We start from the raw sequence: 22,251 nt of genomic DNA, 5'->3' as shown, positions 1-22,251 counted from the left end.
GGCGCCCTGGGGGCGCCCTGCTTACTCGGCCACGATATGGGCCTTGCGCACCACCTCGCCGAAGAGCTTCAGGCGCTCGGCCATCATCTTCTCGAAGGCGGCGGGGCTCATCTCCTCGGGGGCGACCACGCCGCGCTCCTTGAGGCTGGCCACCATGGCCGGCGCCGTGGCCGCCTGGCGGATGGCCTTGTACAGCGTCTGGACGATGGCGTCGGGCGTGCCCGCAGGCGCCGCAATGCCGGTCCAGGAACTCATGTTGAGCTGGGGATAGCCGACCTCGGCCATGGTGGGCACGTCGGGCAGCATGGGCAGGCGCTGCTCCGAGGCCACGACCAGGGCGCGCACCTTGCCCGACTGCACGTGGGGCAGCATGAAGACCAGGTTGTCGAGGATGAACTGCACCTCGTTGCCGATGGCGGCCGTGACCAGCGGCGAGCCGCCACGGTAGGGGATGTGCGTGGCGAAGATGCCCGTGGCGGCCTTGAGCATTTCCACATTGAGCTGGCCCATGCTGCCGATGCCGGCGCTGCCGTAGTTGACCTGGCCGGGGCGCTTTTTCACGTACTCGATGAACTCCTGGAAGTTCTTCACGGGCAGGCTGGAATGCACCATCAGCGCATTGGGCTGGCGGCCCAGGATGGCAATGTTCTCGAAGTCCTTGATGGGGTCGTAGCCCACCTTGGGCTGGGTCAGCGGATTGGCCAGGTGGCTGCTCTGCGAGGACACGACCAGGGTGTAGCCGTCCGGCTTGGCGCGCGACACGTACTGCGTGGCCACCGAGCCGCCCGCGCCGGGCCGGTTCTCCACCACGATGGGCACACCCAGGATGCGCGACAGGGGCTCGGCGTACTGGCGGCCCATGATGTCCACCGAACCGCCGGGCGGAAACGGCACGACCAGCGTGATCGGGCGCGAGGGGTACTTGTCATCGGCGCGTGCGGCCAGCGGCGCCAGCGCGGACAGGCCCGCCAGGCCAAGGCCTGCGCCCAGCAGTTTGCGGCGGGTGGGGACGGAGGGGTTCACGGACAGGTTTTTCATGGGTATCAGCGCAATCAGGGGTGATCAAAGATGGCGAGGGCCACGGCCTGCGCACGCGGCACGAAGGTGGCCAGCTCGCAGTACTCGCGCTCGGTATGGGGATGGCCGCCCACGGGGCCGGTGGCGCACAGCGTGGGCACGCCCACCGAGGCGGTCAGGCCGCTGTCGGCCGCACCGCCCGTGAACTCGCCCTGCACATCAAAGCCCAGCGACTGCGCGCCGCGCCGGTACAGCTGCAGCAGCGCATCGGGCGTGGGCGCCATGGGCAGGGTGCGGCGCACGGCGGTGACGCGGCCCTGGGTGCGGGGCACGGATTCTTCCTCCACGATGGCGCGGATGCGCTCCATCAGCGCATCGGGATCGGTCTGGGCCGTGTAGCGCACATCAAGCTCGGCCTTGGCGTGGGGCGCCACCATGTTCGGCACGATGCCGCCCTGCAGCACGCCCACATTGGTGGTCGTGCCCGTGGCGGGATCGGTCAGCGCATGCAGGGCCAGCAGCTTGCGCGCCATGGCCTCCAGCGCGCTGGCGCCGGCCGCGTGGTTGATGCCCGCATGGGCGGCCACGCCCTGCACCTCGAACTCCACGGCCATCGATCCCTTGCGGCTGGTCACCAGGTTGCCGCTGACGCGGCCGGGCTCGGCATTGAAGACGGCGCGCGCACCGCGCACCGTGTCCATGATGGTCTGGCGCGTGGCGGGCGAGCCGATTTCCTCGTCGCACGAGAAGAACAGCTTGAGCGGCGCGCCCAGGCCGCCACAGCGCGCAAAGGCCTCGGCCACGAAGACGTTGAGCACCAGGCCCGACTTCATGTCGGCCACGCCGGGACCGTAGGCCCTGCCCTCTTCCACGCGGAAGGGGCGGCGCGCCACGGTGCCGGCCGGGAAGACCGTGTCCATATGGCCCATCAGATAGATGGGCGCGCCTTCGGCCGGGCCGTCCCCGTCGGGACCGGCGACATCGGCATGCAGCAGCACGCCGTAGCCGGGCACGTCCTCGAAACGCACGGCCACGCCGGCCGCCTCCAGCCGCTCGCGCAGCGCCTGGGCCACGGCCAGGATGCCGGCTTCATCGCGGCTGCCGCTGTCGATATCGACAATCCTGTGCAACAGGTCTTGCATGGCCTGCTGCTGGCCGCCCAGCCAGTCCAGCAGTCTCGCGCGCTGCTGCACGCGGCTTTGTTCGAGGGTATCGTGCATGGTGGAATCTCCAGAGTGCATGCAGTGTTGCACGCGACCCCCTATTTTGCAACACACGTTGCATATACAAGAAAAATATGAAATCACCATTGCAAAAAGCCGCACTGCTGCTGCCGCAGCGCCTGGCGCAGCAGGGCGCGGAGCTGACGGCCAGCGAGTTGACGCTGGCCCAGACCCTGGGCAGCAACTACCCGCATGCGCTGCTGGGGTCGGCCACGGCGCTGGCCGCGCACACGGGCACCAGCGCCTCGACCGTGGTGCGCCTTTTCGCCAAGCTCGGCTATGCCAGCTATGCCGAAGCCCAGCGCGAGGCGCGCGGCGAGGTGACGGCGCTGCTGCAGACGGCCGCCCAGCGCGCGCCCGTGCTGCTGGGCGCGCAGCGCAGCCTGAGCGAGTGCGTGGACGATGCGCTGCTGCACGACCAGCACAACATCCAGGCCACGCGCGAGGGGCTGGACATGGCGGCCTTCGAGGCCATGGCCCGCAAGCTGGCCCAGGGCGAGGGCCGCGTGTTCGTGCTGGCCCAGCTCAACAGCTCGCCGGTATCCGCCTGGCTGGCCCTGCACCTGAACATGTGCCGCCCCGGCGTGCAGGAGCTGGATGCCGGAGCCATCGCGCCGGCCGACCAGCTGCTGTGGATCGGCCCCTCGGACACGCTGCTGGCCTTCAGCGTCAGCCAGTATTCGCGCGGCACCTTCGAGATAGCGCAGCGCTTTGCCGACGCCGGCGCCCAGGTGCTGGCCATCACGGACAGCCCCGCCGCGCCGCTGGCCACCGTGGCCCACCACTGGCTGCAGGTGCGCACGGCCAATGCCTCGCCCTTTCACTCCTACACGGCGGCCTTCTACCTGTGCAACGCCTTGGTATCGGCCGTGGCCCAGCTGCGCCACAAGGATGTGTCCGAGGCGCTGGCCCGGCGCGACGCGCTGTGGAAGGAGTTCAACCACCAGTTGATCAGGACGGCTGAGCCGCGCGGGCCGGCTCGCGCCGCGCGCAAGCCACCCGCGCGCAGGTCTTCTACATAGACCAGTAGTACTTGAAGCTCAGCGTGGCCTCGCGATCCACGCCGCGGAAGATGCCTGCGAAGTACTTGCGGTTGAACAGGTTGTTGATGTTCAGCGCGATGCGGTACTGCGGCGTCTCGTAGGCCAGCGCCAGGTCGGCCAGCGTGGCGGAGTCGTTGATGTTCAGCGTGCCGTCCGCTGCCACGTTGTAGGGAGAGCGACCCTTGTAGCGCAGGCCGCCGGCCACCATCAGGCCCGGCACCGCGCGCGGTCGGTAGTCCAGCCACAGGCTGGCCTTGTGGCGTGTGGTCTGTATGGTCTGGCGGCCGATTTCGGCGGGCCGGTTGCTCTGCGTGGTGCGCGGGTCCAGGTAGGTGTAGCTGGCCAGCGCGTTCAGCTCGCGCGTGAGCGCGAAGCGGCCTTCCAGCTCCAGCCCCGTGGAGCGCACCTCGCCCGTCTGGATGCTGAAGCGCGGGTGGTCAGGGTCCAGCGTGGTGACGTTGGTCTGGCGCAGGTCGAAGACCGAGGCCGTGATCAGCGAGGTGCTTCCCGGAGGCTGGTACTTCACGCCCGCCTCGTACTGCTTGCCGCGCCGGGGCTCGAACGGATTGCCGTCGTACTGCAGGCCCGTGACCGGATCGAAGGAGGTCGCGTAGCTCGCATAGGGCGCCCAGCCGCTGTCGAACAGGTAGAGCAGGCCCGCGCTGCCGGTGGTGGCGCTGTCGCTCATGCGCGGCTGGGTGCTGCTGTTCTGCGTGGTGCGCGCCTGGTCATGGCGCAGGCTGAGATTGGCCACCCAGCGGTCCCACTTGAACTGGTTGAGCGTGTAGATGCCGGTCTGGCGCAGGTCCGTGCGGCTGTCCTCCAGCTCTGGATAGGCGATGGACTGGCCATAGGCGGGGTCGAGCATGTCCAGGTCGGGCACATCCCAGCCAAAGCCCAGGCCGCCGCGCTCCCTGTACTTCACATGGTCCATGCCGAAGGCCATCCGGTGCTGCAGCCCGCCCCAGCGCAGGTCCTTGTGCAGGCGGGTGTCCAGCGCCAGCGTGCGGCCCTTGGTGCGCTGGGCCAGGCTGGCGCGCGAGACGCTTCGGCCGTCGGCCAGCACGTCCATGGCGTAGATGTGGCGGTAGTCGATGTCGATGGTGGAGTAGCGCAGGTTCTGCGTGAGCTGCCAGCCGCTGTCGGTCTGGTGCGAGAACTCGTAGCCCAGCGATCGCGTGTCGCGGTCGAAGCGGTCGAAGGACGGGTCGCCGGCCGTCAGGTGCGCGGGCAGGTCCTTGATCTGCGGGTAGGTGAACAGGCTGGGCCACCAGGACTTGGGCGTGCCGCGCTCGCGCGAGTAGCTGCCCAGCACGGTCAGGTGGGTGCGGCCGGAGAGGTTCCAGCGCAGCGAGGGCGCAATGGAGATGCGGTCATCGCGCGAGCCCACGGTGCGTCCGTCGCTGTCACGCGCCTTGAGGTTGAGCCGGTACAGCAGGTCGCCCGAAGTATCCAGCGCGCCGCCCAGATCGGCCGTGGCCTGGGCGCGCTGGTAGCGGCCATAGGACAGGCCCACGCTGTTCACATGGTCGGCCTCGGGTTTCTTGGAGACCACGTTGATCACGCCGCCCGGCCGCCCCTGGCCAAAGAGCACGGAGGCCGGGCCCTTGATGACCTCGATGCTGTCCAGTTCGTCGATCTCGTCGTTCCACGAACCATAGGTGCCGGCCGAGAACTGCCGCAGGCCGTCCTTGTAGTAGGAGCTGCCATCGCTGAAACCCCGGATGATGGCGCCCGTCATGCGCAGGTCCGCGCCCGTGACTTCGGTGGACACGCCGGCCGTGTACGACAGGGCCTGCTCGATGCTCTTGGGCGCCTGGTTCTGCAGCTGCTCCTGGGTGACGATGGAGATGGAGCGCGGCGTCTCGATCAGCGGCGTGTCCAGCTTGGTGCTGGCGCTCCTGCCGCTGCCCACGTAGCTGCCCGACGCGGCCATGCGCTGCGATGTCACGTTGACCGTGGACAGCGTGGTGCCCGCCGACGGCTGAGGCTGAGGCTGAGGCTGCGGCGCAGGCGCCTTGCGCAGCGTGAACGTGCCCTGCTCGGTGCTGTGCGCGGTCACACCGGTGCCAGCCAACAGCCGGTCCATGGCCTCCTGCGGCGTGAAGCTGCCTTGGAGGGCCGGCGCCTGGCGGCCGCCCAGCACGGCTTCGTCGTACAGCACCTGGAATTGGGTCTGGCGGCCAAAGGCGCGCAGCGCGTTGATCAGCGGCTGCGCCGGCTGGTCAAAGGCCAGGCGCTGTCCGGATGACGGCATCGGTGAAGAGGCGGCCGGCTGCTGAAGCTGTTGCGCACGGGCGGACGGCGCGGCCCCCATGCCGGCCACAGCACCGGCCACCAGCCACGCCAGCAGGCGCGGCCTGGCCTGCGGGCCGGCGCCCTGCTCCTTTATGTTCCTGTGTCGGGCATGCGTGCCCCTGCCTGCGAATTCCCTGCCTGCTGTTTCTTGCGCTCTCATTGCCACTCCGTTGCTGTGCCGTTGCACGGGCACGCGACGGGCAGGCTGCAGGCAGCCGTCGCGGGCGATCAGGAACCGCGCCGGACAAGCCATTCCAGCCCACCCGCGCATGCGCGTCAGGTGTTGCGGCCGTTGGCTGGGGCGTGAGGGACGAGCGCCCTCGGTGATCCTTGGCTGGCAGCCGTGCGGGCCTGGAAAATCCACGCCCCTGCCCCTATAGAAGCCAAGACCGGTGCAAAGCTGGAACCTGGGGTTGGTCGTCAATTTGAAACAAAATGTTTTCAATCTTCGATTCATCCCCGCACGATCAACCAACCTCCGCCGCTGAGCGGCTGCACGCGTACCGCAATCAAGGCCGGCAGCGCGCGCACAAAGCGCTCGGGCGCGGCCGTGGCCAGCAGGCCCGAGACACGCAGGCGGCCCAGCGACTCGTCGCCCAGCTCCACGGGCGCACCCAGATAGCGCGACAGCTCCTGCGCCACCTCCGCCAGCGGCGTGCCGCTGAAGCGCACCTGGCCCGTGCGCCAGTCGCCCACGCTGTCCGCATCGGCCACCACGGTGCTGTGCCGGCCGGCGCTGTCCACAGCCACGCCCGCGCCTGCCGCCAGCAGCAGGACATCGCCCCCGGCCCGCTCCCGCTCGGGCCGCAGCTGCACCTTGCCCTCCAGCACCTTCACCACCAGCCGCGGCGGCCCGGCGCGCACATTGAACGCGGTGCCCACCACCCGGACGCGGCTGGCGCCGGAGTCCACGGTGAAGGGCCTGTCCGGGCCGGGCGTGACCTCGAAGAAGGCCTCGCCCCGATCCAGCACCACCTCGCGGCGGCGCGGGTAGTAGCGCACCTGAAGTTCGCTGTCCACGTTGAGGGCCACGCGCGAGCCATCGGGCAGCTCGATGCTCTGCGTCTGCCCGGGCGCCGTGCGGGCCTGCAGCGTGTAGCCCGGCGTGTGGTCCCAGCGGTACCAGCCACCCCAGGCCAGCAGTGAGACCACCGCCAGCACGGACAGGGCTGCTGCAGGGCGGCCGGGCCAGCGGGCAAGAACGCTCTGGCGCGGCGGCGCGGCCGCTGGTGCAGCGCAGACGGCAGGCGCGGCGGGCGGCACCGCTGCGCCAAACTCATCGGGAAACAGTTCCCTGAGCTGTGGCGCGCCATGCCAGTGGCGCGACATGCCTTCGAAGATGCTGCGGTGCAGCGGGTTGGCGCCCAGCCATGCGTCCAGCGCGCGCTCATCGGCGCCCGTCCAGTCCGGCTGCTGGCGGCGCACGAACCAGTCGGCCGCCCTGTCATGCAGCCCCACCAGCTCCTGCGGCGAAACGCCCGGGGGAAGTTCGTTGCTCATCGTGTGTTCTCTGCGGCGCCCGGCCGCTGCTCGTCTGCGCGCAGCAGGGCACGCATTTGCTCGGCGCTGGCGTAGCGTACGCGGATCTCGCAATAGGACAGTGCCCGGCTCAGGTGGCGCGAGACCATGCGCACGGTGATGTCCATGCGCTCGGCCGTCTGCTCCAGCGTCAGTTCCTGCACGCGGTGAAGCACGAAGGCCTGGCGCTGGCGCTCGGGCAGCTCGTTCAGGGCATCGCGCAGCCGGACCAGGCGCTGGCGGCGCTCATCGTCCAGCGCATGATCGGCTCCGTCGCGGGCCGGTAGGGACTCGACCTCGTCGCGGCAATCCTCCACGGACACCAGCCGCACACCGGCCTGCTGCGGCGCCGTGCGGTGCGCGAAGGCCGCCACGCTGCGCACGACCTGATGCAGATAGGGCCGCTCTTCGTCCTCAGGCAGGCGCTTGTCGGCCGACAGCATGCGCACGAAGACCTCCTGGGAGGCATCCTCGATATCGGCCGGGCTCTTGAAGTACCGCGCCAGCATGCGCTGCAGCGGCTTGCGCCAGCGGGTGTAGAGACTGCGGGAATGGCCACCGGGCTCTCCCGGGGCGTCGTCGCGCTTCATGGCAGGCATGGCACGGCGGACGTGGAAGTTGTCCGGCGGCGGGGTAATGGGGGCGGAATCTGGAGCACGGTGCAAACAGCTGAGCCGGCGATTGTATCGAGAACGATTCTCATCATCAGCTCGCCTTGGCCACAAAAAAGGGCGCCGAAGCGCCCCTTGATTGCCATGCCCGCAAGGGCCGCACCGGTTCAGTGCTGCAGGATCTTGTTGAGGAATTCCTTGGTCCGGGGCTGGCGCGCTTCCGGGTTGCCGAAGAATTCGTCCTTGGAGCAGTCCTCCAGGATCTTGCCGCCCACGTCCATGAAGATCACGCGGCTGGCCACCTTGCGTGCGAAGCCCATTTCGTGGGTCACGCACATCATGGTCATGCCTTCGTTGGCCAGGCCGATCATCACGTCCAGCACTTCGCCGACCATTTCGGGGTCCAGCGCGGAGGTGGGTTCGTCGAACAGCATCACGATGGGGTCCATGGATAGCGCGCGCGCAATGGCCACGCGCTGCTGCTGGCCACCCGACAGCTGGCCCGGGAACTTGTCCTTGTGCGCCGTCAGGCCCACGCGGTCCAGCATCTTGAGGCCACGCTTCTTGGCATCGTCCGGGCTGCGACCGAGCACCTTGATCTGGGCGATGGTCAGGTTCTCGGTCACCGACAGGTGCGGGAACAGCTCGAAGTGCTGGAACACCATGCCCACGCGGCTGCGCAGCTGGGGCAGGTTGGTCTTGGGATCGTGCACGGCCACGCCGTCCACGAAGATCTCGCCCTTCTGGAAGGGCTCCAGCGCGTTGATGGTCTTGATCAGCGTGGACTTGCCCGAGCCCGACGGGCCGCAGACCACCACGACCTCACCCTTCTGGATGTTGGTGGAGCAGTCGGTCAGCACCTGGAAGCTGCCGTACCACTTGGAAACGTTCTTGAGTTCAATCATTGCAATTCCTCAATGGGGTGCTGGCTCATCGAATGATGGCAATCTTTTTGTGCAGGCGCTTGACTGCCCACGAGAGCGAGTAGCACAGCACGAAGTAGGTCACGCCAGCGGCCAGATAGGATTCGATGGGACGGCCATAGTTCTTGCCCGCCACTTCGAAGCCCTTGAGCATGTCGTAGGCACCGATGGCATAGACCAGCGAGGTGTCCTGGAACAGGATGATGGTCTGCGTGAGCAGCACCGGCAGCATGTTGCGGAAGGCCTGGGGCAGGACCACGAGGCGCATGTTCTGGCCGTAGGTCATGCCCATGGCCTGGCCCGCGGAGACCTGGCCGCGCGGGATGGACTGGATGCCCGCGCGCATGATCTCGCTGAAGTAGGCCGCCTCGAAGGCGATGAAGGTGATGATGGCCGAGACCTCGGCGCCGATGGGCCGGCCGATGATCAGCGGCATCAGCAGGAAGAACCACAGGATCACCATCACCAGCGGCACGGAGCGCATGCCGTTGACGTAGAGCGTGGCGGGCACATCAAGCCACTTCTTGCCGGACAGGCGCATCAGCGCCAGCACGGTGCCGAAGAGCACACCGCCGATGGTGGCGATGACGGTCAGCGTCAGGCTGAAGTACAGGCCCTTCAGCACGAAGTTGCTGAACAGGTCCCAGGTGAAGAACGACCAGTCGATTTGCAGGTTCATGTCAGTGTCCTCCGCCGCTGGCAGCGATCAGGCCCGGGACGCGCGAACGCTTCTCGATGAAGGCCATGATGCGGTTGATGGCAAAGGCGGAAATCACATACAGGCCGGTGACGGCCAGATAGATCTCGATGCCGCGCGAAGTCTCTTCCTGCGCCTGCATGGCGAACATGGTCAGCTCGGCCACGGACACGGCAAAGGCCACGGACGAGTTCTTGAACACGTTCATGGTCTCGCTGGTCAGCGGCGGGATGATGATGCGGAACGCCATGGGCAGCAGCACGTAGCGGTAGTACTGGAACGTGGTGAAACCCATCGCCATGCCCGCATAGCGCTGGCCGCGCGGCAGCGCCTGGATGCCCGAACGCACCTGCTCGGCGATACGCGCCGAGGTGAAGAAGCCCAGCGCCAGCACCACGAGCACGAAGCCCGGCAGCGACTTCAGCGCAGGAACAAAGGACGGAACCACGTGGTACCACATGAAGATGTGGACCAGCAGCGGAATATTGCGAAACAGCTCCACCCAGGCATTGCCCAGCCGCACGATCCAAGGCCGGCCCTCCAAAGTGCGCAGCGTGCCGATCAGCGATCCGACGACCAGTGCGATCACCAGCGACAGCAGCGACACGGAAATGGTCCAGCCCCAGGCCGACAGCATCCAGTCCAGGTAGGTGATATCGCCGTTCTTGCCGAAGCAGCTTTGACCGACCTCTTGGGTAATGGTGTCCTGGCAGAACACCTGCCAATCCCAACTCATAGGAGCACCCCTTCATTCAAAACACGAAATGCGTGCTGGCAGAAAAACCGGCGACGCAACAAAAAACGCCCCTTCCAACCGCATGGCAGAAGGGGCGGCATTCAGCTGGTGCTTACTTGACTTCGTACGACTCCATGGGCTTGTCGTTGGGGTGGGCCCATGCGTCCTTGGTGGCGTCGGACAGTGGCAGGCCGACCTTCACGTTGGCCGGGGGAATCGGCTGCATGAACCACTTGTCATAGAGCTTGGCCAGCGAGCCATCGGCGATCTGGCGCTTGATGGAGTCGTCCACGGCCTTCTTGAAGGCGGGGTCGTCCTTGCGCAGCATGCAGGCGATGGGCTCGACCGACAGGGTTTCGCCGACGATCTTGTACTCGGCAGGTGCCTTGGACTTGGAGATGTTGGCGGCCAGGATGGAGCCGTCCATGATGAAGGCGTCGGCACGGCCGGTTTCCAGCATCAGGAAGCTGTCGGCGTGGTCCTTGCCCATGACTTCCTTGAAGGTCAGGCCGTCGGCGCGCTTGTTCTTGCGCAGGGTCTGCACCGAGGTGGTGCCCGTCGTCGTGACGATGGTCTTGCCGTTCAGGTCCTTGATGCCGGTGATGCCGGAGTTGCCCTTGACGGCGATGCGCACTTCTTCCACGTAGGTGGTCACGGCGAAGGCCACATCCTTTTGGCGGGCCTGGCTGTTGGTGGTGGAGCCGCACTCGATGTCCACGGTGCCATTGGTCACCAGGGGGATGCGGTTTTGCGAGGTGACGGGCTGGTACTTGATGTCCAGCTTGGCCAGGCCCAGTTCCTTCTGGATGTCGGCCAGCACGCGCTCGCCCATCTCGGTGTGGAAGCCCACGTACTTGCCATTGCCCAGCGTGTAGCCCAGGCCGGAGGATTCACGCACGCCCAGCGTCACGGCGCCGGAGGACTTGATCTTGGCCAGGGTGTCACCAGCCTGCGCGAAAGCGCTGCCTGCAGCCAGGGCGGTCACGGCGATGGCCAACAAATGCTTCTTCATACGGGTCTCCTGAGATGAGAACGAAAACGGTCTTGATGAGAACGGTCGAGTCGCCTTGTGGGCTTGCTCGAACTATCAACGATGTGACACATATTGTGCAATCACGCACGGTGCTGGAGCACCGACACGTGCTAGGGCTTTCCAGCACGTCAGCCGGATTCAGGTAAGCAACTGCCGTGCCATGGCACGCGTTTTTGGCCCGATCCAGCGCACCGGCGGTCCTGCACACGGCGTGGTTGCTGTGCGCGCACTCTAATGCCAGGGCCGGTGGCACAGCCAATGCCGTTTGCAAAAGCCCTTATGCATGCTATGCATAATAGGTGTTTACCCTAGGCATAACCCGTGCACCAAGTCGGGCTCTTGCCGGGCACCCGCATGCACCAACGTGCAGCAAAAAGGGGCTGCGAGAGCCCCTTTTTTCCTGATGCGTGCCGTTTGGCGTGTCAGCCGATGGTCTCGCCCTGCTCCAGCAGGAAGTTCCACAGCGCGCCGGCCACGCCCTGGGGCGCATCCTTGCTGGCGGGTTTTTCACGGTAGGCGCGCACTTCCATGTCCATGCGAAAACCGTTGTCGCCCGCAGGCGCGGCGCTGACCAGGCGCCCGGCCTCCAGCTCGTTGCGCACGGCGCTGAACGGCAAGAAGGCGACGCCATGGCCTTCCAGCGCCATGGCCTTGAGGCCTTCGGCCATGTCGGTCTCGTAGACACGTTCCAGGTGCACGGCCTCGGCCGCTTCCTTGAGGATGAGCTCCGTCACCCGGCCCAGGTAGGCGCCGGGCGCATATCCCAGATAAGGCAGCGGCTGGCCCTGGCGGCCCGGCAGCTGGTGCAGCGGCAGGCCGTCGGCGTCGGGCTTGGCGTAGGGGGCGAGCACCTCATGGCCCAGGCTGACCATCTCGTAGCGCGCCGGGTCAAGTTGGAAGGGCTGGGACGGATGGAAGTAGGCGATCAGCAGGTCGCAGCCGCCTTCGACCAGGCGCATCACGGCGTCATGCACATTGAGCGCGAACAGCCGGCTGCGGAACGGCCCGAACTTGGCCTGCACGCTGGAGACCCAGTTCGGGAAGAAAGTGAAGGCCAGCGTGTGCGGCACCGCAAACCCCACCATGCCCTTGCCCGCGCTGACGTGGGCACGCAGCATGGTGCGCGTGCTCTGCAGCGACTGCAGCATCTCCAGCGCCTGGTCATACATGGTCTTGCCGGCCGGCGTGAGCCGGGTCGGGTAGGAGCTGCGGTCCACAAGGTCGGTGCCGGCCCAGGCCTCCAGTGCCTGGATGCGGCGCGAGAACGCAGGTTGCGTCACGTGCCGCAGTTGGGCGGAGCGGCTGAAACTGCGTGTTTCAGCCAGGCTGACGAAATCTTCTAGCCATTTGGTTTCCATGGGCCTCATTATCCGCCGGGCCGTGACGGGTGCCTGACAGGGCAGGGATGGTCCCTCTGGCACACCGCATGGATGCGCACATAATGGCGCTGCGCCGCATTTACCCAATGTGACATTTTTTCCTCACGGCCCCCGGCACACGACGCCGAGGAAGCTCAGTGACTGCATCTGCCCCGCCATGTGTAATTTTCTGACTCCCCGCGTCCATGTCATCCCCTCCCACCGAAAACGGCGCCGCTGAGACGCCTTCGCAGCCGGACGAGCCGCGCTCGCTGCGCATCGAGGACTGGCTCACCGTGGTGATCATGGCCCTGCTGGCCCTGATCACCTTCGCCAATGTGCTGGTGCGCTACTTCACCTCCTCCTCCTTCGCCTGGACCGAGGAAATCTCGGTCTTCCTGATGATCCTGCTGGCCATGGTCGCGGGCTCGGCGGCCGTGGCGCGCAACGCCCATATCCGCATCGAGTACTTCGCCGAAGGCGGCAGCGCCCTGCGCAGGAAGCGCCTGGCGCGCTTCGGCACGCTGATGGTGGCCCTGCTGTTCGCCGTGATCGCCGCACTGAGCGTGCGCGTGGTCTGGGACGACTACCGGTTCGAGGAAACCTCGCCCGGCATCGGCGTGCCGCAGTGGTGGTATTCGATGTGGCTGCCGATTTGCTCGGCCCTGATCACGGTGCGCGCGCTGCAGCTGTTCCAGCGCCAGGGCCGCCCTGGCGCCTTCGATGACAGCACCGGGGAGAAGGCGCAATGATCGCAACCCTGCTCTTCATCGCCTTCCTGGGCCTGATGTTCCTGGGCGTGCCGATCGGTGCGGCCCTGGGCCTGGCGGGCGCCGCCGCCATCGCGCTGGCCAGCCCCGACACGCAGTGGTTCGGCCTGCTGGCCGTGCCGCAGAACTTCTATGCGGGCCTGGGCAAGTACCCGCTGCTGGCGATTCCGATGTTCGTGCTCGTGGGCTCGATCTTCGACCGCTCTGGCGTGGCGCTGCGCCTGGTGAACTTCGCCGTGGCCATCGTGGGCCGCGGCCCCGGCATGCTGCCCCTGGTGGCGATTGCCGTGGCCATGTTCCTGGGCGGCATCTCGGGCTCGGGCCCGGCCAATGCCGCCGCCGTGGGCGGCGTGATGATCGCGGCCATGAGCCGCGCCGGCTATCCCGGCAGCTTCTCGGCCAGCGTGGTGGGCGCGGCTGCGGCCACCGACATCCTGATCCCGCCGTCCGTGGCCTTCATCATCTACTCGGTGCTGGTGCCCGGCGCCTCGGTGCCGGCGCTGTTTGCGGCCGGCATGATCCCCGGCATCCTGGCCGGCGTGGCGCTGATCATTCCCGCCGTGTGGATGTCGCGCAAGCACAAGATGGGTGCGCTGGAGTCGTCCATGCCGCGCCCGCCGTTCTGGCGCAGCCTGCGCGAGGCCTCCTGGGGCCTGGCCGCTCCGGTGCTGATCCTGGGCGGCATGCGCGCCGGCTGGTTCACCCCTACCGAGGCCGCCGTGGTGGCCGTGTTCTACGGCCTGTTCGTGGGCATGGTGATCCACCGCACCATCACGCTGCGCGACCTCTACCCCATCCTGCGCGAGGCCGGCGAGCTGTCGGCCGTGATCCTGCTGGTGGTGTCGCTGGCCGGCATCTTCGCGTTCTCGCTGTCCACGCTGGGCGTGATCGATCCGGTGGCCAAGGCCATCGTGGACTCGGGCCTGGGCGAGTACGGCGTGATGGCGCTGCTGATCCTGCTGCTGATCACCGTGGGCATGTTCCTGGACGGCATCTCCATCTTCCTGATCTTCGTGCCGCTGCTGCTGCCGATCATGCAGCACTACAACTGGGACCCGGTGTGGTTCGGCGTCATCCTCACGCTCAAGGTGGCGCTGGGCCAGTTCACGCCGCCGCTGGCCGTGAACCTGATGGTGTCCTGCCGCATCGCGGGCGTGCGCATGGAGTCCACCGTGCGCTGGGTCGGCCCCATGCTGCTGGCCATGTTCCTGGTGATGATCGCCGTGATCGCCTTCCCGCAGCTGGCTCTCTGGCTCCCAGCACGCCTGGGCTACTGATTTCCCAAAAATTCAACAAGGAGACCTTCGCAATGAAACTTCGCACTTTCCTCGCCAGCGGCCTGGCCGCGGCTGCGGCCCTGGCCCTTTCGTCCGCTCCCGCAGTGGCGCAGACTCCGGCCAAGTACAAGAGCGAGTACCGCATGTCGCTGGTGCTGGGCACGGCCTTTCCCTGGGGCAAGGGCGGCGAGATCTGGGCCAACAAGGTGCGCGAGCGCACCAACGGCCGCATCAACATCAAGCTCTACCCGGGCGTGTCCCTGATCCAGGGCGACCAGACGCGCGAATTCAGCGCGCTGCGCCAGGGCGTGATCGACATGGCCGTGGGCTCCACGCTGAACTGGTCGCCCCAGATCAAGGAGCTGAACCTGTTCGCCCTGCCCTTCCTCATGCCCGACTACGCCGCTGCCGACGCGCTCACGCATGGCGAGCCCGGCAAGCGCCTGTTCCAGCGCCTGGAAAAGGCCGGCGTGGTGCCGCTGGCCTGGGGCGAGAACGGCTACCGCGAGATCAGCAACTCCAAGCACGCCATCAAGACCCCTGCCGACCTCAAGGGCCTGAAGATCCGCGTCGTGGGCTCGCCGCTGTTCCTGGACACCTTCACCGCGCTGGGCGCCAACCCCACGCAGATGAGCTGGGCCGATGCCCAGCCCGCCATGGCCAGCGGCGCCGTGGACGGCCAGGAAAACCCCGTGTCGGTCTACATGGCCGCCAAGCTGCAGTCCGTGGGCCAGAAGCATCTGACGCTGTGGGGCTACATCAACGATCCGCTGATCTTCGTGGTCAACAAGGACATCTGGGCCACCTGGACCAAGGAAGACCAGGACATCGTGCGCCAGGCCGCCGTGGACGCCGCCAAGGAGCAGATCGTGATCGCGCGCAAGGGCATGATCGAGGCCGACAAGCCGCTGCTCAAGGACCTGGCCGCCAACGGCGTGACCGTGACCCAGCTCACGCCGGCCGAACGTGAAGCCTTCGTCAAGGCCACGCGCCCTGTCTACGACAAGTGGAAGCAGCAGGTCGGCACCGACCTGGTGGATGTGGCGGAGAAAGCAATTGCCGCGCGAACTCGTTAGAATGCTATCGGTTGATCGCACACTCCGGTAGAAGCAAAAGGCCCCGCTCTGCGGGGCCTTTTTTTTCGCCATCCTCCTGCGCAGGAACGGCCCGGTCCTCCGGCGCGCCATCAACGAACGCCATGCCCCCATGATGGCCTCGGCGAATGGGACAGCCTCTATGAGGCAGCAGCGCCGGCGCCCTGCACGCCACCCAGCAACATGTCTGTCCCCATCTCGCACAGCAGCTCCTCCAGCGCGCCCGAGGCAATCAGCGGCGAGGCCTCCAGCGAAGCGAAGCGCACCGTGCCCAGCACGGCCCGCGTGGCCACGTAAAGGCGCGCATAGGACAGCGAGGGGCCACCCCAGCGCTGCAGGTGGGCGGCCATGCGCTCGGCGGTCTCGCGCATGGACAGGGCAATGCGCTCGTCACCATCCTGCAGCCAGGCAAAGCGCGCCAGCTTGCGCCGCGCAGGCGTGCGGCCCGCAAAGCCCTCGACGATGCAGGCGACCACGCCGCGCGCCACGGCCTCGCGCGGCAGGCCCTGCTCCGACGCCTGCTCCAGCCAGGCCTCGATGGCCGCGACGGCCGCACGGCGCTGGCCATCGACCATGGCGCGGAAGACGGCCTGCTTGTCGGGGAAGTACTGGTAGAGCGTGCCGATGGAGACGCCTGCGCGCTCGGCAATGCGGTTGGTGGTGAGCGCGGCTTCGCCCTCCTTGACCAGAATCTGAGCTGCTGCCTGAAGAATGGCCTCCAGCGTACGCTGCGCACGGGCCTGCACGGGCTGTCTTCTTCTCTGGGATTCAGTGGTAGCGGAGGTATGGGAGGGCATGCGGCAAAACCTGAGCACAAGGCGAGTTTTCTGCCCGGAGTTTAAGCACTACAGTGGCCGGCCATTGCAGCAAATCCCAAGGAATACACCATGAAGAAGCATCAGCACACCGGCGCGTGGGAAGCCCTGCCGTGAAGGGCGTGCAACTGCTGGCCCTGGCCGCCGCCCTGTTCGACACGGCGGCCGCGCTGGCCCACTTCGCCTGCATCGTCTGGGGGGGACGCGGGCTGCGGCTCATGGGTGCCGGCGAGCGCATGGCGCGCATGGCCGAGGCCGGGCACTGGTATCCGCCACTGGTGTCGGCGGCCATCGGCGTGGTGCTGTCGCTGCTGGCGGGGTATGCGCTGGCAGGCGCGGGCCTGCTGGATCCCCTGCTCTTCATGCGCCCGGTGCTGGCCGGGGCCGGCCTGGTGCTGGTGGCGCGGGGCGTGGCCTATCCGTGGCTGAAGCCGCGGTTCCCGGACAACAGCGACCGCTTCTGGCACGTGTCTTCAGCCATCTGCCTGGTCATGGGACTGCTGCACCTGGCAGCAGCCCTTGGAAGATAAAGGGCTGACTCCAGCCTCAGGTCGTGACGGGCGAGACCAGCGGGCGGCCTTCCAGGTGGCAGCGCATGTTGGCGATGAAGCGGTCCACCGAGGCCTGCACGGCTTCGGGCGACCAGCCGCCCACATGGGGCGTGAGCACCACGGCGTCCAGGTCCAGCAGTTCGGCCGGGGGCGCGGGTTCGCTTTCGTAGACATCCAGGCCCGCTCCGGCAAGGCGGCCTTCGCGCACGGCGGCGGCCAGGGCGGCGGTATCGACCACGCTGCCGCGCGCGATATTGACCAGATGGCCCTGCGGGCCCAGCGCATCCAGCACCTGCGTGTTGATGAGGTGGCGCGTGCCCGGGCCGCCCGGCGTGGCGACCAGCAGCACATCGGCCCATTGCGCCAGGGACAGCAGGTCGCCGAAGTAGCGGTGGGGCAGCTCGCTGCGCTGGCTGCGGTTGTGGTAGCCGATCTCCATCTCGAAGCCCAGCGCGCGCTGGGCGATCTTGGCGCCGATGGCGCCCATGCCCAGGATGCCCAGGCGCTTGTGCGAGACATTGGGCGGCAGCGGCATGGCGGTGCGCCAGACGCCGTCGCGCGTGGCGCGGTCCAGGCGCACCAGACCGCGCACGGAGGCGATCAGCAGGCCCATGGCGTGGTCGGCCACGCAGTCGTCATTGGTGCCCGCGCCATTGCCCACGGCAATGCCATGGGCCTGCGCATGGGCGACATCGATGTTCTCGTAGCCCGCGCCCAGCGCGCAGACCAGCCGCAGCGCAGGCATGCGCTGCATCTGCGCGGCCGACAGGCCGATGGAGCCGATGGTCAGCACGGCCTGGATGCGTGCGCCGTGCTCGGCGAGAGCCGCCTCGCATTGGCTGGCGTCGGGCGCGTAGAGCAGGTCGAAGGAGGGAAAGGCCTGGGCCATCTGGCGCAGATGGCCTTCGGCGTTGAAGTTCAGGACAAGCAGGGCAGGTTGCATGGCGAAAGAGCGGCGCCCGCTGCCGCAGGGAAATCAGCGGCTTCAACGGGCTGTGGGCAAGGGGAAACCCATTGTCCACCCGCCAGGGGCCCTGCGCGGTGCCGCCCTACAGGTCCAGCACCAGCCGGGCGGATTTCGCGCGCGAGCAGCAGGGCAGGAACTGGTCGCAGGCGGCCTGCTCGTCCTCGGTCAGGTACATGTCGCGGTGCTCGGGCTCGCCCGAGAGCACACGCGTGAGGCAGGTGCCGCACACGCCCTGCTCGCACGAAGTCTGCACCTCCACGCCGATGCCGGCCAGCGCCTGGACGACGGTCTGCTCGGGCGCCACGCGCACCACCTGGCCGGTGCTTGCGATCTCGATCTCGAACCCGGCATCGCCCTCGCGCTGCACGGCCTCGCCCGCGAAGAACTCGTAGTGCAGGCTGTCCTCGCCCCAGCCCGACGCGCGGGCATGGCCCAGGGCCGCGTCCATGAAGCCGCGCGGGCCGCAGACATACAGGTGCAGGCCCGCCTGCGGGGCGCCGAGCAGCTGCGCCATGTCGAGCGCCCCCTCGCCATCCACATGCAGGTGCACGCGGTCGGCCCAGGGCATGGACTGCAGCAGGGCCGTGAAGGCCATGCGCTCGCGCGAACGCGCGCAGTAGTGCAGTTCGAAATCGGCACCCTCGCGCGCCAGCTGGCGCGCCATGGCCAGCACGGGCGTGATGCCTATGCCACCGGCCAGCAGCAGATGACGTGCAGGCTGGCCCGCATGCAGCGCGAAGTGGTTGCGCGGCGCGCCAATAGCGATCTGCTGGCCTTCCTGCACGTGTTCGTGCACGGCGGCCGAGCCGCCGCGCGAGGCGGCCTCGCGCAGCACGCCGACCACGTAGCGGCCGGTGTCCTGCGGGTCGTTGCACAGCGAGTACTGGCGCACCAGGCCGCCGGGCAGGTGCAGGTCGATGTGCGAGCCGGCCGTGAAGGCGGGCAGGCTCTGGCCGTCCAGCGGCACGAGTTCAAGGCTGCAGATGTCCTGTGCCTCGGCGCATTTGCGCGCGACGCGCACCTGGAGGATGGGGTGGGCTTGCATGGGGAAACGTGGGAATGGAGGGGTTCGGAAAAATCAGGCCGCCGCCAGCGCCTGGGCGCTGGCCTCGCGTAGCCGGCTGATCACGCGGCGCGCGCGGTTGGGGCCGGCGTCCACATGGATGTCGATGACGGGGCGCGCGCCAAAGCGCTGCTGGTTGCGGAACTGGGCCTCGATGACGACCTTGTCCTCCTCGAAGGTGGCGGCCGTCTGGTCGATCACCAGGCGCGTGGTGTCCTGCATGTCGGGATGCGGGTTGGTGGCAATGGTCCAGAAGTAGTGGGCCGAATGCTCGGTCTCCGGCGTCACGCCGTGAAATCCCCGCATGTGAAAGCCTTCGCGCTGCGGATCGTCGAGCTGGCCGCTGCCCGCATCCATGGCGCCGGTCCAGATGCGCACATGCGAGGGGTGGAACTCCACCTCCTGCCAGCGGTCGATGCGGCCCGCGAACGGCCAGGCCGCCGCATAGGTGGGCGGCGGGTCGGAGTCGGGCATCCAGCGCAGCACGGTGACGCTGTCGCCCTCCTGGCGCACCTTGAGCTCGGCATTCATGTGGACGCCGGCATTGCCGCCGATGGTCTTGAGGTGCACATAGCCCAGGTGGCTGAGGTCCAGCAGGTTGTCGTGGATGAGCTGGTAGGGCGCGTCGTAGTGGTAGACATCGCCGCCGAAGCGGTAGCGCGCATCGCCGTGCACGGGATAGGCGGGCGGCTCCTGCGCGGGCACGGAATCGGGCGTGGCGCCCATCCAGATCCAGAGGATCTGGTCACGCTCGCGCAGGTCGAAGGACTTGACGCAGGCCTTGGGCGGTATGCGCTGCTGCCCCGGAATCTCCAGGCACTGCCCGGCGCGGTCGAACAGCAGGCCGTGGTAGCCGCAGCGCAGGCCGCGCGCCTCCACCGTGCCGCAGGACAGCGGCAGCTCGCGGTGGCAGCAGCGGTCTTCCAGCGCGGCGACGCTGCCGTCGGGCGTGCGAAACAGCACGACGGGCCGGCCCAGCAGGGTGCGGGCCAGTGGCGCGTCCTGCAGCTCCCAGGCAAAGCCGGCGACATACCACTGGTCCAGCGGGAAGGCAGGCGTGGAGGCGGGTGCAATGGTGGTGCATTCGGTCATGGGGTTCTCCTTCTTGTCTGCAGGTCGCGCTCAATGCGCCGACAGCGTGCGGCCCGTGGCTGCGGGCCTGCCGGCTTCGGGCCCTTGCAACCGGTGCAGCGATACGATGCAGGCCGCGAACACGAAGGCCGCGCCATAGCCCACGTACAGCTGGCTGGCCGACCAGGAGGCGTCGAGCAGCGAGCCCGCGACCATGGGCGAGACGATGGCGCCGATGCGCCCTATGCCTATGCCCCAGCCCACACCGGTCACGCGCACCTCGCCGCCATAGACCATGGGCGCGATGGCATAGAGCCCCGCCACGCAGCCGTTGACGAAGACGCCGATCAGGAAGGCCAGCGCATACGACAGCAGCAGCGAGCCCGGATTGCTCACGATGAAGCACAGCAGCACGGCCGTGGCCAGCATGAAGCCGGCCAGTGCGCGGTGCACGGGATAGCGCGCCGCCAGCAGGCCCAGCAAGGTGGCGCCCAGGATGCCGCCCAGGCTCAGCAGCACGCCGCCGGTCACGCCCTGCTCGGGCGTGAGGCCCGAGGCGGCGAGCAGCTTGGGCGTCCAGCTCATGACGAAGTAAAAGCCGAACATCACCGCGAAGAACGACAGCCAGACCAGCAGCGTGGGCCGGCGCAGGCCCGGCGCGAACAGCTGCAGCGGGCCACGCCGCGCCGATCCCGCCGATGCGGGCGCGGCAGGCGGCAGCGCCACCAGCGTGGGCAGGCCCAGCCGGCCGACCAGGGCGTTGAGCCGCTGCAGCGCGCCGGCCGGGCGCCGCGCCAGCAGGAAATCCATGGATTCCGGCAGGCGCCACCAGGCCAGGACCAGCACGCCCAGCGTCACGCAGCCGCCGAACAGGAAGACCGCGCGCCAGTCATGGCGCCCCAGCAGCCACACCGCGATGGAGCCGCCGATGCTGGCGCCCAGCGCATAGCCCGTGGACTGCAGGGTGACGGCTAGGCTGCGCCAGCGCTGCGAGGCGTATTCGCTGGCAATCACGTTGCTGCAGGCCAGGATGCCACCCACGCCCAGGCCCGTGAGCACGCGCAGCGCCGCAAGCTGGATGGCGCTGTGGCTGAAGGCCGAGCCCAGCATGCCCACGCCCGAGAGAGCCAGGCAGGCCAGGATGAGCGGCCGGCGGCCCAGCCGGTCGGCCCAGGGCGCGATCAGCAGCGATCCGCCCGCCATGCCGAACAGGCCCGCACTGAGCAGAAAGCCCAGTTGGGCGCCGCTGAGCTGCCAGTGCGCCGACACGGCCGAGGCCGTGAAGGCCATGACCAGGACGTCGAAGCCGTCGATCATGTTGAGCACCATGCACAGGGCTATGACCGACCACTGGAAGCGTGTCATGGGCCGCTGATCCACGCTGGCGCGCAGATCGGCGCTCATGGCCGCACCCCCTGCGAAAAGGGGATGGAAGATGCGGCGGCGCGGGGCCGCTGCAGGCGAGGGGCAAGCAGGCAGGCAGTCATTGTGGGTCTCCTTGGGGTGGAAGCTCTGGCCGAGCTTTCTTGTGTTTTCAGCCGTTTTCAGCAGTTCATTAAGTATGCTGAATGTGATTCAGTTTACTGAATGATGATGTACGTCAAATACCGGGTTTCCCCGATCAGGATCGGCTCGCCATGCGCGCTGGCGGCCAGGCCGCCCTCAGTCGGCGGACGATGTTTCCGTGGATTCGCGCACGTCGTGCAGCTGCACGAACTTGCGCAGCAGGCGCTTGAACTCGGCCTGCTCTTGGGGTTCGAGCGCGGCCAGCATGCGCTCGTGCAGTTCGTGGACATTGGGCACGAAGCCGGCCAGCATGGTCTCGCCCTCGGCCGTGAGCGTCAGGCGCCGCTGGCGCCGGGGCAGGATCTCGCGCAGCACCCAGCCCTTGGCCTCCAGGCGCGCCGCGATGTCGGCCGTGGTGGAGTTGTCCAGCGCCACCAGCCGCGCCAGGGTCACTTGGTCGATGCCCGGCTTTTCCTGCAGCATGCGCAGGATGGCGTACTGCACCGGCGTCACGTCCGGCCCAAGCACGTCGCGGAACAGCTGCGCCGCGATCTGCTGCGCGCGCCGGATCAGGTGGCCCGGCTGGTCGTAGAGGTCGATGGAAAGCGGATCGGAGGCGGAGTGGACCATCGGTGGCGGCAGGCCTTGCGGCCCTGGGGTTGAAGCCCGCCGAGGTTACC

At 67.8% G+C, this 22,251-nt stretch carries 21 protein-coding genes; 5 read left to right on the top strand and 16 right to left on the bottom strand.

Features of this window, described 5'->3' with window-relative positions; genetic code table 11:
- Positions 1-21: 21 nt before the first annotated feature.
- Together CLV01_RS07070 and CLV01_RS07065 are read right to left on the bottom strand one after the other, a co-directional pair.
- The gene (locus CLV01_RS07070; protein ID WP_099734665.1) at positions 22-1,038 is read right to left on the bottom strand and encodes a Bug family tripartite tricarboxylate transporter substrate binding protein; all 1,017 of its coding nucleotides are present in this window, start codon (positions 1,036-1,038) and stop codon (positions 22-24) included.
- 14 nt (positions 1,039-1,052) lie between these two features.
- Positions 1,053-2,237, bottom strand: coding sequence for a M20 family metallopeptidase (locus CLV01_RS07065; RefSeq protein ID WP_043819932.1), 1,185 nt, complete (start codon positions 2,235-2,237; stop codon positions 1,053-1,055).
- A 77-nt stretch (positions 2,238-2,314) separates the two neighbouring features.
- On the opposite strand from CLV01_RS07065, the gene CLV01_RS07060 reads away from it, so the two are divergent.
- Positions 2,315-3,262, top strand: a complete 948-nt coding sequence (locus tag CLV01_RS07060; protein WP_099734666.1) for a MurR/RpiR family transcriptional regulator — start codon at positions 2,315-2,317, stop codon at positions 3,260-3,262.
- Here the strand turns inward: CLV01_RS07060 and CLV01_RS07055 are convergent.
- The 8 genes from CLV01_RS07055 to CLV01_RS07020 all read right to left on the bottom strand — a co-directional run bounded on the left by CLV01_RS07055 (position 3,255) and on the right by CLV01_RS07020 (position 12,457).
- Positions 3,255-5,675: a TonB-dependent siderophore receptor gene (locus CLV01_RS07055; protein WP_099735207.1), complete on the bottom strand. Its 2,421-nt coding sequence runs from the start codon at positions 5,673-5,675 to the stop codon at positions 3,255-3,257. The two genes, CLV01_RS07060 and CLV01_RS07055, sit on opposite strands and share 8 nt — an antisense overlap.
- Positions 5,676-6,034: 359 nt before the next feature.
- Positions 6,035-7,081 (bottom strand): FecR family protein, encoded by a 1,047-nt coding sequence (locus CLV01_RS07050; RefSeq protein ID WP_099734667.1) that lies wholly within the window; start codon positions 7,079-7,081, stop codon positions 6,035-6,037.
- On the bottom strand, positions 7,078-7,698 hold the full coding sequence (locus CLV01_RS07045) for an RNA polymerase sigma factor (RefSeq protein WP_099734668.1): 621 nt from the start codon (positions 7,696-7,698) through the stop codon (positions 7,078-7,080). The genes CLV01_RS07050 and CLV01_RS07045 overlap by 4 nt, the downstream gene beginning before the upstream one ends.
- 179 nt (positions 7,699-7,877) lie before the next feature.
- On the bottom strand, positions 7,878-8,615 hold the full coding sequence (locus CLV01_RS07040; RefSeq protein ID WP_012203297.1) for an amino acid ABC transporter ATP-binding protein: 738 nt from the start codon (positions 8,613-8,615) through the stop codon (positions 7,878-7,880).
- 25 nt (positions 8,616-8,640) lie between these two features.
- On the bottom strand, positions 8,641-9,312 hold the full coding sequence (locus tag CLV01_RS07035) for an amino acid ABC transporter permease (RefSeq protein ID WP_012203296.1): 672 nt from the start codon (positions 9,310-9,312) through the stop codon (positions 8,641-8,643).
- 1 nt (position 9,313) lies between these two features.
- Positions 9,314-10,066 carry an amino acid ABC transporter permease gene (locus CLV01_RS07030; RefSeq protein WP_043819928.1) on the bottom strand — a complete coding sequence of 251 codons (753 nt, stop codon included), beginning with the start codon at positions 10,064-10,066 and terminating at the stop codon, positions 9,314-9,316.
- 112 nt (positions 10,067-10,178) lie between these two features.
- Entirely contained in the window at positions 10,179-11,078 is a 900-nt protein-coding gene (locus CLV01_RS07025) for a transporter substrate-binding domain-containing protein (RefSeq protein ID WP_063327262.1), read from the bottom strand.
- A 443-nt stretch (positions 11,079-11,521) separates the two neighbouring features.
- Positions 11,522-12,457: a LysR substrate-binding domain-containing protein gene (locus CLV01_RS07020; protein WP_170962088.1), complete on the bottom strand. Its 936-nt coding sequence runs from the start codon at positions 12,455-12,457 to the stop codon at positions 11,522-11,524.
- Positions 12,458-12,663: 206 nt separating this feature from the next.
- On the opposite strand from CLV01_RS07020, the gene CLV01_RS07015 reads away from it, so the two are divergent.
- From CLV01_RS07015 to CLV01_RS07005, 3 genes are read left to right on the top strand one after another with little or no spacing between them, the layout of a single operon-like run.
- Positions 12,664-13,209, top strand: a complete 546-nt coding sequence (locus tag CLV01_RS07015; protein WP_013804178.1) for a TRAP transporter small permease — start codon at positions 12,664-12,666, stop codon at positions 13,207-13,209.
- The gene (locus tag CLV01_RS07010) at positions 13,206-14,504 is read left to right on the top strand and encodes a TRAP transporter large permease (protein ID WP_043819923.1); all 1,299 of its coding nucleotides are present in this window, start codon (positions 13,206-13,208) and stop codon (positions 14,502-14,504) included. Before CLV01_RS07015 ends, CLV01_RS07010 begins: the two co-directional genes overlap by 4 nt.
- 32 nt (positions 14,505-14,536) lie before the next feature.
- Entirely contained in the window at positions 14,537-15,580 is a 1,044-nt protein-coding gene (locus tag CLV01_RS07005; RefSeq protein WP_012203290.1) for a DctP family TRAP transporter solute-binding subunit, read from the top strand.
- Positions 15,581-15,738: 158 nt separating this feature from the next.
- On the opposite strand, the gene CLV01_RS07000 is transcribed toward CLV01_RS07005, so the two are convergent.
- Positions 15,739-16,344: a TetR/AcrR family transcriptional regulator gene (locus CLV01_RS07000; RefSeq protein ID WP_257221222.1), complete on the bottom strand. Its 606-nt coding sequence runs from the start codon at positions 16,342-16,344 to the stop codon at positions 15,739-15,741.
- A 167-nt stretch (positions 16,345-16,511) separates the two neighbouring features.
- Between CLV01_RS07000 and CLV01_RS06995 the strand changes: the two genes are divergently transcribed.
- Positions 16,512-16,943 (top strand): hypothetical protein, encoded by a 432-nt coding sequence (locus CLV01_RS06995; protein WP_257221221.1) that lies wholly within the window; start codon positions 16,512-16,514, stop codon positions 16,941-16,943.
- 16 nt (positions 16,944-16,959) lie between these two features.
- Here CLV01_RS06995 and CLV01_RS06990 read toward each other — a convergent pair whose 3' ends face one another.
- From CLV01_RS06990 to CLV01_RS06970, 5 genes are all read right to left on the bottom strand, one after another.
- Entirely contained in the window at positions 16,960-17,907 is a 948-nt protein-coding gene (locus tag CLV01_RS06990; protein WP_099734671.1) for a 2-hydroxyacid dehydrogenase, read from the bottom strand.
- Positions 17,908-18,013: 106 nt separating this feature from the next.
- On the bottom strand, positions 18,014-18,976 hold the full coding sequence (locus tag CLV01_RS06985; protein WP_099734672.1) for a PDR/VanB family oxidoreductase: 963 nt from the start codon (positions 18,974-18,976) through the stop codon (positions 18,014-18,016).
- A gap of 33 nt (positions 18,977-19,009) precedes the next feature.
- A complete protein-coding gene (locus CLV01_RS06980; RefSeq protein WP_013804184.1) occupies positions 19,010-20,086 on the bottom strand; it encodes an aromatic ring-hydroxylating dioxygenase subunit alpha in 1,077 nt (358 codons plus the stop codon).
- Positions 20,087-20,116: 30 nt separating this feature from the next.
- Positions 20,117-21,469, bottom strand: a complete 1,353-nt coding sequence (locus tag CLV01_RS06975) for an MFS transporter (protein WP_099734673.1) — start codon at positions 21,467-21,469, stop codon at positions 20,117-20,119.
- A 258-nt stretch (positions 21,470-21,727) separates the two neighbouring features.
- On the bottom strand, positions 21,728-22,201 hold the full coding sequence (locus CLV01_RS06970) for a MarR family winged helix-turn-helix transcriptional regulator (RefSeq protein WP_047326188.1): 474 nt from the start codon (positions 22,199-22,201) through the stop codon (positions 21,728-21,730).
- Between the last annotated feature and the right edge of the window lie 50 nt (positions 22,202-22,251).

This window comes from Delftia sp. 60 (assembly GCF_002754395.1).
In the GTDB taxonomy this organism is placed as follows: Bacteria; Pseudomonadota; Gammaproteobacteria; order Burkholderiales; family Burkholderiaceae_C; genus Comamonas; species Comamonas acidovorans.
This window is presented reverse-complemented; position numbering and strand designations above follow the sequence as displayed.

What these genes read in the sequence shown, in the direction of transcription:
- CLV01_RS07065 (WP_043819932.1), bottom strand. Translation starts at nt 2,237, where the DNA reads ATGCACGATACCCTCGAACAAAGCCGCGTGCAGCAGCGCGCGAGACTG.
- CLV01_RS07045 (WP_099734668.1), bottom strand. Translation starts at nt 7,698, where the DNA reads ATGCCTGCCATGAAGCGCGACGACGCCCCGGGAGAGCCCGGTGGCCAT.
- CLV01_RS07010 (WP_043819923.1), top strand. Translation starts at nt 13,206, where the DNA reads ATGATCGCAACCCTGCTCTTCATCGCCTTCCTGGGCCTGATGTTCCTG.
- CLV01_RS07015 (WP_013804178.1), top strand. Translation starts at nt 12,664, where the DNA reads ATGTCATCCCCTCCCACCGAAAACGGCGCCGCTGAGACGCCTTCGCAG.
- CLV01_RS07040 (WP_012203297.1), bottom strand. Translation starts at nt 8,615, where the DNA reads ATGATTGAACTCAAGAACGTTTCCAAGTGGTACGGCAGCTTCCAGGTG.
- CLV01_RS07020 (WP_170962088.1), bottom strand. Translation starts at nt 12,457, where the DNA reads ATGGAAACCAAATGGCTAGAAGATTTCGTCAGCCTGGCTGAAACACGC.
- CLV01_RS06990 (WP_099734671.1), bottom strand. Translation starts at nt 17,907, where the DNA reads ATGCAACCTGCCCTGCTTGTCCTGAACTTCAACGCCGAAGGCCATCTG.
- CLV01_RS07070 (WP_099734665.1), bottom strand. Translation starts at nt 1,038, where the DNA reads ATGAAAAACCTGTCCGTGAACCCCTCCGTCCCCACCCGCCGCAAACTG.
- CLV01_RS07005 (WP_012203290.1), top strand. Translation starts at nt 14,537, where the DNA reads ATGAAACTTCGCACTTTCCTCGCCAGCGGCCTGGCCGCGGCTGCGGCC.
- CLV01_RS07035 (WP_012203296.1), bottom strand. Translation starts at nt 9,312, where the DNA reads ATGAACCTGCAAATCGACTGGTCGTTCTTCACCTGGGACCTGTTCAGC.
- CLV01_RS06975 (WP_099734673.1), bottom strand. Translation starts at nt 21,469, where the DNA reads ATGAGCGCCGATCTGCGCGCCAGCGTGGATCAGCGGCCCATGACACGC.
- CLV01_RS06980 (WP_013804184.1), bottom strand. Translation starts at nt 20,086, where the DNA reads ATGACCGAATGCACCACCATTGCACCCGCCTCCACGCCTGCCTTCCCG.
- CLV01_RS06970 (WP_047326188.1), bottom strand. Translation starts at nt 22,201, where the DNA reads ATGGTCCACTCCGCCTCCGATCCGCTTTCCATCGACCTCTACGACCAG.
- CLV01_RS06985 (WP_099734672.1), bottom strand. Translation starts at nt 18,976, where the DNA reads ATGCAAGCCCACCCCATCCTCCAGGTGCGCGTCGCGCGCAAATGCGCC.
- CLV01_RS07050 (WP_099734667.1), bottom strand. Translation starts at nt 7,081, where the DNA reads ATGAGCAACGAACTTCCCCCGGGCGTTTCGCCGCAGGAGCTGGTGGGG.
- CLV01_RS07030 (WP_043819928.1), bottom strand. Translation starts at nt 10,066, where the DNA reads ATGAGTTGGGATTGGCAGGTGTTCTGCCAGGACACCATTACCCAAGAG.
- CLV01_RS07060 (WP_099734666.1), top strand. Translation starts at nt 2,315, where the DNA reads ATGAAATCACCATTGCAAAAAGCCGCACTGCTGCTGCCGCAGCGCCTG.
- CLV01_RS07025 (WP_063327262.1), bottom strand. Translation starts at nt 11,078, where the DNA reads ATGAAGAAGCATTTGTTGGCCATCGCCGTGACCGCCCTGGCTGCAGGC.